This window comes from Streptomyces sp. NPDC054961, from assembly GCF_053609145.1.
The window spans coordinates 44149-54393 of sequence record NZ_JBSGWY010000051.1; the positions used below are offsets into that span (position 1 = coordinate 44149).

Annotated in this window: 8 protein-coding genes; 7 read left to right on the forward strand and 1 reads right to left on the reverse strand. The window is 69.9% G+C overall.

Annotated elements, in window-relative coordinates; all coding sequences use genetic code 11:
- The first annotated feature begins 219 nt into the window (after positions 1 to 219).
- From ACWF9Z_RS32070 to pgi, 7 genes are all read left to right on the forward strand, one after another.
- On the forward strand, positions 220 to 3180 hold the full coding sequence (locus tag ACWF9Z_RS32070) for a M14 family zinc carboxypeptidase (protein WP_453608097.1): 2961 nt from the start codon (positions 220 to 222) through the stop codon (positions 3178 to 3180).
- 209 nt (positions 3181 to 3389) lie between these two features.
- Entirely contained in the window at positions 3390 to 4394 is a 1005-nt protein-coding gene (gene gap, locus ACWF9Z_RS32075) for a type I glyceraldehyde-3-phosphate dehydrogenase (RefSeq protein WP_453608100.1), read from the forward strand.
- A 141-nt stretch (positions 4395 to 4535) separates the two neighbouring features.
- Entirely contained in the window at positions 4536 to 5747 is a 1212-nt protein-coding gene (locus tag ACWF9Z_RS32080) for a phosphoglycerate kinase (protein WP_453608102.1), read from the forward strand.
- Positions 5748 to 5752: 5 nt separating this feature from the next.
- Positions 5753 to 6529: a triose-phosphate isomerase gene (gene tpiA / locus ACWF9Z_RS32085; RefSeq protein ID WP_453608105.1), complete on the forward strand. Its 777-nt coding sequence runs from the start codon at positions 5753 to 5755 to the stop codon at positions 6527 to 6529.
- Positions 6530 to 6694: 165 nt separating this feature from the next.
- Complete coding sequence (secG, locus tag ACWF9Z_RS32090; RefSeq protein ID WP_215024172.1) at positions 6695 to 6928, forward strand: preprotein translocase subunit SecG; 234 nt, start codon at positions 6695 to 6697, stop codon at positions 6926 to 6928.
- 179 nt (positions 6929 to 7107) lie between these two features.
- Positions 7108 to 7443: an RNA polymerase-binding protein RbpA gene (locus ACWF9Z_RS32095; RefSeq protein WP_007263454.1), complete on the forward strand. Its 336-nt coding sequence runs from the start codon at positions 7108 to 7110 to the stop codon at positions 7441 to 7443.
- A 160-nt stretch (positions 7444 to 7603) separates the two neighbouring features.
- Positions 7604 to 9256 carry a glucose-6-phosphate isomerase gene (gene pgi, locus ACWF9Z_RS32100; protein WP_453608118.1) on the forward strand — a complete coding sequence of 551 codons (1653 nt, stop codon included), beginning with the start codon at positions 7604 to 7606 and terminating at the stop codon, positions 9254 to 9256.
- A gap of 72 nt (positions 9257 to 9328) precedes the next feature.
- Here pgi and pgl read toward each other — a convergent pair whose 3' ends face one another.
- Complete coding sequence (pgl, locus tag ACWF9Z_RS32105; RefSeq protein WP_453608109.1) at positions 9329 to 10111, reverse strand: 6-phosphogluconolactonase; 783 nt, start codon at positions 10109 to 10111, stop codon at positions 9329 to 9331.
- Positions 10112 to 10245 lie beyond the last annotated feature (134 nt).

Consider the following 10245-nt stretch of genomic DNA (forward strand, 5'->3'; position numbering starts at 1 on the left):
TCGGGCGCCGGGTTATTTTTTTTAAACCCCCCCGCGCCGGGCCGGCCCCGCGCCGGGCGGGGCGGCGCCCGCCCGGGCGGCCAAAATATTTTGTGCGGGGGGGGGGCCCCCCGGTGGTAGCGGGGGGCCCCCTTTCGGTATGCCCCATTGACATGAGCATGTGCTGGTCGTGAGCCTGTCGTCCGAAGCTTTCGTGGCAGACGACGCCCAGGGGGGCACATGAGGCACCGCGCGAGATCGATCCTCGCCGCAAGCGCACTCGTCTTCGGAACCACACTGGCCGCACTACCCGCGGCGGCCACCGCCCAGGGCCGGGCGGACGGACCGTCCGCCGCCGACGAGGTGCGGGTCTACGACGCCGACATCACCAAGGAACAGGTCCCGCTCGTGCTGGCCGCCGGCCAGGACGCGCACGAGCTCTCCGAACGCGCCCCGGACACCGGGACCGCCAAGGTGGAGCTCTTCCTCACCGGCGCCCAGGCCAAGGAACTGGCCGCCCAGGGCGTCCGGCTCGCCGAGCGCAAGGTCGAGGCCCGGGCCGCGGCGCGCTCCCTGGCGGCCGGGGACGGGGTGTTCCGCCCGTACAGCGGCAAGGGCGGGCTCCAGGAGGAGATCCTGCGCACCGCCCAGGAGAATCCCGGCCTCACCAAGGTCGTCTCCATCGGCAAGACCGTCCAGGGCAAGGACATCCTCGCGCTGAAGGTCACCAAGAACGCCAAGAAGTCCAAGGACGGCGACAGGCCCTCCGTGCTGTACATGTCCAACCAGCACGCCCGTGAGTGGATCACCCCCGAGATGACCCGGCGGCTGATGCACCACACGCTGGACAACTACGGCAAGGACCCGCGGATCACCAAGCTGGTGGACTCCACCGAGATGTGGTTCCTGCTCTCCGCCAACCCCGACGGCTACGACTACACCTTCGCCCCCGACGGCCAGCGGCTGTGGCGCAAGAACCTGCACGACAACAACGGCGACGGCAAGATCACTGCGGGCGACGGCGTCGACCTCAACCGCAACTTCGCCTACAAGTGGGGCTACGACAACGAGGGCTCCTCGCCCAACCTGTCGAGCGAGACCTACCGCGGCCCCAAGGCCTCCTCCGAGCCCGAGACCGTCGCCCTCGACACGTTCGAGAAGCGCATCGGCTTCGACTACGCCATCAACTACCACTCGGCCGCCGAGCTGCTGCTCTACGGCGTGGGCTGGCAGGTGGCCACCCCCACCCCCGACGACATCGCCTACAAGGCGCTCGCCGGCACCCCGGAGAACTCGGCCGTCCCCGGCTACTACCCCCAGGTCTCCTCTGAGCTCTACACCACCAACGGCGAGGCCGACAGCCAGGCCGCCAACGCCAACGGCGTCATGATGTTCACGCCCGAGATGACCACCTGCCAGACGGCCTCCGAGAGCGACCCGAACGACCAGTGGAAGCCCGAGGACTGCGCCTCCGGCTTCAACTTCCCGGACGACGAGAAGCTCATCCAGGCGGAGTTCGCCAAGAACATCCCCTTCGCGCTCTCCGTGGCCGAGAGCGCCGAACACCCGGACCAGCCGAAGTCCTCCGTGGGCCTGAGCGCCGCCGACTTCACCCTGGACCCCTTCACCACCTCCTACGCGGCCCGGGGCGAGGACCAGACGGTCGCCGTCACGGCCCGCAAGGCGCTGAAGGACAAGGAGCTGAACTACAGGATCAACGGGGGCCGCACCCACGACGAGGACCTCAAGGCCTGGAAGGGCGGTGAGGTCTACGGCGGCGACGACAACAACTGGTTCGACGCGTACCGGGCCGAGGTCGACGGCGCCAAGCCCGGCGACAAGGTCGAGGTCTGGTTCACCGGGCGCGACCGCACCGGCAAGCAGGTCTCCAGCGAGCACTTCACGTACACGGTGGCCGAGCGGCCGCGCGCCGACGTGCTGGTGATCGCGGAGGAGGGCGCCCCGGCGCAGCACGCCCAGGAGTACGTGGACGCCCTGCGCGCCAACGGCAGGAGCGCGGCGGTCTGGGACGTGGCGGCGCAGGGGGCACCGCACCACCTCGGCGTGCTCGCGCACTTCCGCACGGCCGTCCACTACACGGGGGCCAAGTCCCCGGGCGGCGACACCCAGCTCGCGGTGCGCGACTTCCTGAACGAGGGCGGCAAGCTGATCGAGGCCGGTGAGCTGGCCGGCGGCAACGCCCAGGTCGGCCGCGCCGTGACCGACGACTTCAGCCAGTACTTCCTCGGTGCCTACGCCCGCGCGAACGTCGCCGGCCCCACCGGCTTCACCGGCGCGGGCTCCCTCGCCGGCGCCAAGGGCGGCCTCGGCGGCGCCGCGGGCAACCCGCTCGACCGCCCCGGCTCCTACACGGTCACCTCCGACACCCTGCCCGCGGCGCAGTTCCCGCAGTTCAAGAGCGCGCAGGCGGGCCAGTACGCCGGGGTCGTCAACCCGTACGCCCCGTACGCCGGCACCGGCATGGCCTCGGCCGCCCACGCCGACGACGACTGGAAGCGGCTCACCCGCACCATCGACCTGACCGGCGTCACCGCGGCCGACAAGCCGCAGCTCAAGACGGCGCTGAACTGGAACACCGAGGAGGGCTACGACCACGCCGTCCTGGAGGCGCACACCGTCGGCGGCGACGACTGGACCACGCTGCCCGACGCGGGCGGCCTGAGCAGCAGCACGGTTCCGCAGGAGTGCGGGGCCGGGTTCTTCGTCAACGACCACCCGTTCCTGCGCCACTACCTCACCCTCGGCGCGGGCAACTGCGCCCCGCAGGGCACCAGCGGCTCCTGGAACTCGTTCACCGGCTCCTCCAGCGGCTGGCAGCAGGTCTCGTTCGACCTGAGCGCGTACGCGGGCAAGAGCGTCGAGGTCTCGCTCTCCTACATCACCGACCCGGGTTCGGGCGGTCGCGGAGTGTTCGCGGACGAGGCCCGGCTCTCGGCCGGCGGAGCGGACCAGGCGGCCGAGGGCTTCGAGACCTCGCTCGGGGTCTGGGCCGCTCAGGGCGCACCTGCCGGAAGTCCCGATGTTCCGGGCGATTGGTCCCGGTCGGGAGAGCTGTTCAAGTCCTATGCCGCCGTCACTACGCGTGACACCGTGCTGCTGGGCTTCGGTCTGGAGCACGTGCCGGCCGCGGCGGACCGAGCCGTACTCGTCGGTAAGGCGCTCAGGTCGCTGAACCACTGATCAAAGGAGCCCCGGAATCTCACTGTGAGTGACCGGGGCTAAGGTCCCCGAGGCCCCGTACGTGTCTTGGAGTACGGGGCCTCGGGGCGTGTCAGCCGATGGCCGATGTCACCTCGAAGCTCACGGAGAGGTAGGGTCGTAAGCGGTCGGGGACATCCCATACAGCTCGCCGGCGGACAGGCCGGCGCACCCAACGAGGAGATCGGTTCGTGACGATCCGCGTAGGCATCAACGGTTTTGGCCGAATTGGCCGCAACTACTTCCGTGCGCTCCTGGAGCAGGGAGCGGACATCGAGATCGTCGGTGTCAACGACCTGACTGACAACGCCACTCTGGTTCACCTGCTCAAGTACGACACGATCCTGGGCCGCCTCAAGGCCGAGGTCAGCCACACCGACGACACCATCACGGTGGACGGCCACACCTTCAAGACGTTCGCCGAGCGTGACCCCGCGAACCTCCCCTGGGGCGAACTGGGCGCCGACATCGTCATCGAGTCGACCGGCATCTTCACGAAGAAGGCCGACGCCGCCAAGCACATCGCGGCCGGCGCGAAGAAGGTCCTCATCTCGGCTCCGGCCAAGGACGAGGACATCACGATCGTGATGGGCGTCAACCAGGAGAAGTACGACGCGGCCAACCACCACGTCATCTCCAACGCCTCCTGCACCACCAACTGCGTGGCGCCGATGGCCAAGGTCCTCCTCGAGAACTTCGGCATCGTCAAGGGCATGATGACGACGGTCCACGCGTACACGAACGACCAGCGCATCCTGGACTTCCCGCACTCGGACCTGCGCCGCGCCCGCGCCGCCGCCGAGAACATCATCCCGACCACGACGGGTGCCGCCAAGGCCACCGCCCTGGTCATCCCGGAGCTGGCGGGCAAGCTCGACGGCATCGCGATGCGCGTCCCGGTCCCGACCGGCTCCGTGACCGACCTGGTCATCGAGCTCGAGCGCGAGGTCACCAAGGACGAGGTCAACGCCGCGTTCCAGAAGGCCTCCGAGGGTCAGCTCAAGGGCATCCTGGACTACACCGAGGACGCGATCGTCTCCTCCGACATCGTGAACTGGCCGTTCTCCTGCACCTTCGACTCCTCCCTGACGATGGTCCAGGGCAAGAGCGTCAAGGTCATCGGCTGGTACGACAACGAGTGGGGCTACTCCAACCGTCTGGTCGACCTGACCGTGTTCGTCGGCGGCCAGCTCTGAGCATCACGGCAGTAGGCACCACAATGTGAGCACCGGGGCTCGTTCAGCGCGACGAAGCGCTGTACGGGCCCCGTTGTGTGCGTTGTACCTCTCGCCCCGCACGGGTACAGGACCCGGCCGGGGAAAAGGAGCAGAAAAAGCATGAAGACGATCGACGAACTTCTCGCCGAGGGCGTTTCCGGTAAGCGGGTCTTCGTCCGCGCCGACCTCAACGTGCCGCTCGCCAACGGTGACATCACCGACGACGGCCGCATCCGTGCCGTGCAGCCGACCATCGCGAAGCTCGCCGAGGCCGGCGCCCGCGTGATCGTGGCCTCGCACCTGGGCCGCCCCAAGGGAGCCCCGGACCCGGCCTTCTCGCTCGCCCCGGCCGCCGCCCGCCTCGGCGAGCTGCTCGGCGCCTCCGTCGCGTTCGCCACCGACACCGTCGGGGCCTCCGCCAAGGAGACCGTCGCCGCCCTCGCCGACGGCCAGGTCGCCGTCATCGAGAACCTCCGCTTCAACGCCGGTGAGACCTCGAAGGACGACGCCGAGCGCGGCGCCTTCGCGGACCAGCTCGCCGAGCTCGCCGACGTCTACGTCGGCGACGGCTTCGGCGCTGTCCACCGCAAGCACGCCTCGGTCTTCGACCTCCCCGCGCGCCTCCCGAACGCGGCCGGCTACCTCATCGCCACCGAGGTCGGCGTCCTGAAGAAGCTGACCGCCGAGGTCGAGCGCCCGTACGTGGTCATCCTCGGCGGCGCCAAGGTCTCCGACAAGCTCGCCGTCATCGACGAGCTGCTCGGCAAGGCCGACCGCCTGCTCATCGGCGGCGGCATGGCCTACACCTTCCTCCACGCCAAGGGCTACGAGGTCGGCATCTCCCTGCTCCAGAAGGACCAGGTGGACGTCGTCAAGGAGTACATGGCCCGCGCCGAGGCCAACGGCGTCGAGCTGGTCCTCCCGGTCGACATCCTCGCCTCGAAGGACTTCCCGGACCTGAAGACCAAGGCCCCGGCGGAGTTCATCACGGTCGACGCGGACAAGATCCCCGCCGACCAGGAGGGTCTGGACATCGGTCCCAGGACCCGTGAGCTGTACGCCTCGAAGATCGCCGACGCCGAGACCGTCTTCTGGAACGGCCCCGTGGGCGTCTTCGAGCACCCCGACTACGCCGGCGGCACCCGCGCCATCGCGCAGGCCCTCGTCGACAGCAGCGCCTTCACCGTCGTCGGCGGTGGCGACTCGGCCGCCGCCGTGCGCACGCTCGGCTTCGACGAGAACGCTTTCGGCCACATTTCGACCGGTGGTGGCGCCTCCCTCGAATACCTCGAGGGCAAGACGCTCCCCGGCCTCGCCGCACTGGAGGTCTGAACCGCATGACCACGCGTACCCCGCTGATGGCGGGCAACTGGAAGATGAACCTCAACCACCTCGAGGCCATCGCCCACGTCCAGAAGCTCGCCTTCGCCCTGGCCGACAAGGACTACGACGCCGTCGAGGTCGCGGTCCTGCCGCCCTTCGTCGACCTCCGCTCGGTCCAGACCCTGGTCGACGGCGACAAGCTGAAGATCAAGTACGGCGCCCAGGACATCTCGGCGCACGACTCCGGTGCCTACACCGGTGAGATCTCCGGCCCGATGCTGTCGAAGCTGAAGTGCACGTTCGTGGCCGTCGGCCACAGCGAGCGCCGCCAGTACCACGGCGAGAGCGACGAGATCTGCAACGCCAAGGTCAAGGCCGCCTACAAGCACGGGATCACCCCGATCCTGTGCGTCGGCGAGGGCCTGGACGTCCGCAAGGCCGGCGAGCAGGTCCCGTACACGCTGAGCCAGCTCGACGGCGGCCTCAAGGACGTTCCGGCCGAGCAGGTCGAGTCCATCGTGATCGCGTACGAACCCGTCTGGGCGATCGGCACCGGCGAGGTCGCCACCCCCGAGGACGCCCAGGAGGTCTGCGGTGCCCTCCGCGGCCGCCTCGCGGAGCTGTACTCGCAGGAGCTGGCCGACAAGGTCCGCATCCAGTACGGCGGCTCGGTCAAGTCCGGCAACATCGCCGCGATCATGGCCCAGCCGGACGTCGACGGCGCCCTCATCGGCGGCGCGGCACTGGACGCGGACGAGTTCGTCAAGATCGTCCGGTTCCGCGACCAGTAGGACGCGGTCCATGGTCGTCGGGTAACCGATCGTGAGTATGCGGTAGGGCGGATCCGTCGTACCCTTGCGGGGGCCAGCGGGCTGAAACACCAGCCGCTGGCCCCCGCGTACGTTTCGCAGAGCGGGAAAGCCCAGAAAGCCAGAAAGTAGGAATCAGCCGTGATTATGGGGTTCTCGATCGCCCTGGTCGTCTTCAGCGCCCTGCTGATGCTGCTCGTGCTGATGCACAAGGGCAAGGGCGGCGGCCTTTCCGACATGTTCGGCGGAGGCATGCAGTCCTCGGTCGGCGGGTCCTCGGTCGCGGAGCGCAACCTCGACCGCATCACCGTGGTGATCGGTCTGCTGTGGTTCGCGTGCATCGTCGCGCTCGGTCTGCTCATGAAGTCCAGCGGCAGCTGAGGCGTTCTGGCCATTCCGGCAGTCCGGTCGGCTCCCCCCGGCCTATCATGAGGTCCGGCGTTCACGTCTGGAATGGGTAACTCCAGTCACTGGACGCGCGTTGGGCCTTACGTAGACTTGGGCGCCCGCGACGGAATCCACTCACGCTTCGCGGCACCATTACGCAGGGAGTTACGACCGTGGCAAGTGGCAACGCGATCCGTGGCAGTCGGGTCGGAGCGGGGCCGATGGGTGAGGCCGAGCGCGGCGAGTCCGCGCCCCGCCTGCGCATCTCCTTCTGGTGCTCGAACGGGCACGAGACGCAGCCGAGCTTCGCCAGCGACGCGCAGGTGCCCGATACCTGGGACTGCCCGCGCTGCGGGTTCCCGGCCGGGCAGGACCGGGACAACCCCCCGGCGCCGCCGCGCACCGAACCGTACAAGACGCACCTGGCGTACGTACGGGAAAGGCGAACGGATGCCGACGGCGAGGCCATTCTCGCCGAAGCGCTCGCCAAGCTGCGCGGCGAGATCTGACGCTCCGCCGACAAGACGACTGGTGTGACCCGGGCCCGGCCCGCGGGAGACTTCTTCTCCCGCGGGCCGGGCTGCTTTGTGTCGGTTGTGCCGCTTCCCATCCCTTAGGTTGGGGAACGGCGGGGCACGACAGGACGGAAGAAGTGGGTTGATGTCCGAGATGAATGCAGACAGCCGAACGAAGCTCAACCGGACGCCGCAGTGGATGGCACTGGGCAAGCACCGGGACGAGCTGGGACAGACGCATCTGCGGGAGCTGTTCGAGGCGGATCCGGACCGCGGCGCCAACTACACCCTGCGCGCCGGGGACCTGCACATCGACTACTCGAAGCACCTCGTGACCGACGAGACGCTGGCACTGCTGCGGGAGCTCGCGCAGGCCACGGGCGTGGCGGAGCTGCGCGAGGCGATGTTCCGGGGCGAGAAGATCAACACGACCGAGGACCGGGCGGTCCTGCACACCGCGCTGCGCGCACCGCGGGGCGCGGTCGTCGAGGTCGACGGGGAGAACGTCGTACCCGGCGTGCACGCCGTCCTCGACAAGATGGCGGCCTTCTCCGAGCAGGTCCGCTCGGGGGCCTGGACCGGTTTCACCGGCAAGCGCATCACGAACGTGGTCAACATCGGCATCGGCGGCTCCGACCTGGGCCCGGCGATGGCGTACGAGGCCCTGCGCGCCTTCTCCGACCGGGGCCTGACCCTGCGTTTCGTGTCCAACGTGGACGGCGCGGACCTGCACGAGGCCGTGCGGGACCTGGACCCGGAGCAGACGCTCTTCATCATCGCGTCGAAGACCTTCACGACGATCGAGACCATCACCAACGCCACCTCCGCGCGCGAGTGGCTGCTCGCCGGCCTCGGCGCCGGCCAGGAGGCCGTGGCGCGGCACTTCGTGGCGCTGTCGACCAATGCCGAGAAGGTCACCGACTTCGGCATCGATCCGGCCAACATGTTCGAGTTCTGGGACTGGGTCGGCGGGCGCTACTCCTTCGACTCGGCGATCGGCCTCTCGCTGATGGTGGCGATCGGTCCGGACGCCTTCCGCGAGCTGCTCGACGGCTTCGCGGAGATGGACCACCACTTCCGCACGGCGCCGCCGCAGGAGAACGCGCCGCTGCTGATGGGCCTGTTGGGGATCTGGTACGGGGCGTTCTTCGACGCCCAGTCGCACGCGGTGCTGCCCTACAGCCACTACCTGTCCCGGTTCACCGCGTACTTGCAGCAGCTGGACATGGAGTCCAACGGCAAGTCCGTGGACCGCCAGGGCGATCCGGTGGAATGGCAGACCGGCCCGGTGGTGTGGGGCACGCCCGGCACCAACGGGCAGCACGCGTACTACCAGTTGATCCACCAGGGCACGCGGGTGATCCCCGCGGACTTCATCGGCTTCGCGCGTCCGCTGGAGGAGCTGTCGCCCTCGCTGGCGGCCCAGCACGACCTGCTGATGGCGAACTTCTTCGCGCAGACGCAGGCGCTGGCCTTCGGCAAGACGGCGGACGAGGTCCGGGCGGAGGGGGCCGCGGAGTCGCTCGTCCCGCACAAGACCTTCGCGGGCAACCACCCGACGACGACCATCCTGGCGGCCGACCTCACCCCTGGGGTGCTGGGCCAGCTGATCGCGCTGTACGAGCACAAGGTGTTCGTCCAGGGCGCGGTGTGGAACATCGACTCCTTCGACCAGTGGGGCGTGGAGCTCGGCAAGGTCCTGGCGAAGCGGCTGGAACCCGCACTGGTCACCGGCGAAGAGGTGGCCGGACTCGACGCCTCCACGCGCGCGCTGGTGGCGACGTACCGCTCGCTCCGGGGCCGCTGACCGGCGCCCCCGGCCAGGTACGTGAAAGGGCCCGCCCTCCGAACGGAGGGCGGGCCCCTTTCGTCCGAGCGGTCAGGAGGAGGCCGGGGGGTACATGCCCGGCGGGAGCTTCGCGGCCGCCGCGCGGTCCAGGAGCCACAGGGTCCGGGAGCGGCCGTAGGCCGCGGCCGCCGGTGCCTGGACCTGACCGGCACCGCCCAGGGCGATGGCCACCGCGCCCGCCTTGTCCTCGCCCGCCGCCAGGAGCCACACCTCGCGCGCGGCCCGGATCGCCGGGAGGGTCAGCGAGACCCGGGTCGGCGGCGGCTTCGGCGCCCCGTGCACGCCCACCACCGTGCGCTCGGTCTCCCGGGAGGCCGGGTGCTCCGGGAACAGGGACGCCACGTGGGTGTCCGGGCCGACCCCCAGCATCAGGACGTCGAAGCGGGGCACCGGGCCGTGGTCCTCGGGGCTGGAGGCCTCGCGGAGCTCCTGCGCGTACGAGGCGGCCGCCGCGTCCACGTCGTCCCCGTAGGGGCCGTCGGAAGCGGGCATGACGTGGACCCGCGCGGGGTCCACCGGGACGGCGTCCAGGAGGGCTTCGCGGGCCTGGGTGTGGTTGCGCTCGGGGTCGTCGGCGGGCACGTACCGCTCGTCGCCCCACCACAGGTCCAGCCGGGACCAGTCGATCGCGTCCCGGGCCGGGGCCGCGGCCAGCGCGGCCAGCAGGCCGTTGCCGTTGCGGCCGCCGGTCAGGACCACGGACGCGCTGCCGCGGGCCGCCTGCGCGTCCACGATCTTCGTGATCAGCCGGGCCGCCGCGGCCTGGGCCATCAGCTCCTTGTCCCGGTGGACGACGACCTGGGGAGTCGTCATACCCATGTGCTGCCGCCTTGTCGGTAGTTCGGTGTGCGGAAGCCGCGGCGGGGGGGGGGCGGGGGGCGGGGCCGGGCCGCGCCGCGCGCGCCCCGGCCCGGCGGCGGGCCCCGGCGCGGCGCGCCGCGCGGGGC

Bases quoted from the DNA above. Each gene is read 5' to 3' on its own strand.
- ACWF9Z_RS32070 (WP_453608097.1), top strand. From the start codon at position 220: ATGAGGCACCGCGCGAGATCGATCCTCGCCGCAAGCGCACTCGTCTTC.
- ACWF9Z_RS32080 (WP_453608102.1), top strand. From the start codon at position 4,536: ATGAAGACGATCGACGAACTTCTCGCCGAGGGCGTTTCCGGTAAGCGG.
- secG (WP_215024172.1), top strand. From the start codon at position 6,695: ATGGGGTTCTCGATCGCCCTGGTCGTCTTCAGCGCCCTGCTGATGCTG.
- tpiA (WP_453608105.1), top strand. From the start codon at position 5,753: ATGACCACGCGTACCCCGCTGATGGCGGGCAACTGGAAGATGAACCTC.
- pgl (WP_453608109.1), bottom strand. From the start codon at position 10,111: ATGACGACTCCCCAGGTCGTCGTCCACCGGGACAAGGAGCTGATGGCC.
- pgi (WP_453608118.1), top strand. From the start codon at position 7,604: ATGAATGCAGACAGCCGAACGAAGCTCAACCGGACGCCGCAGTGGATG.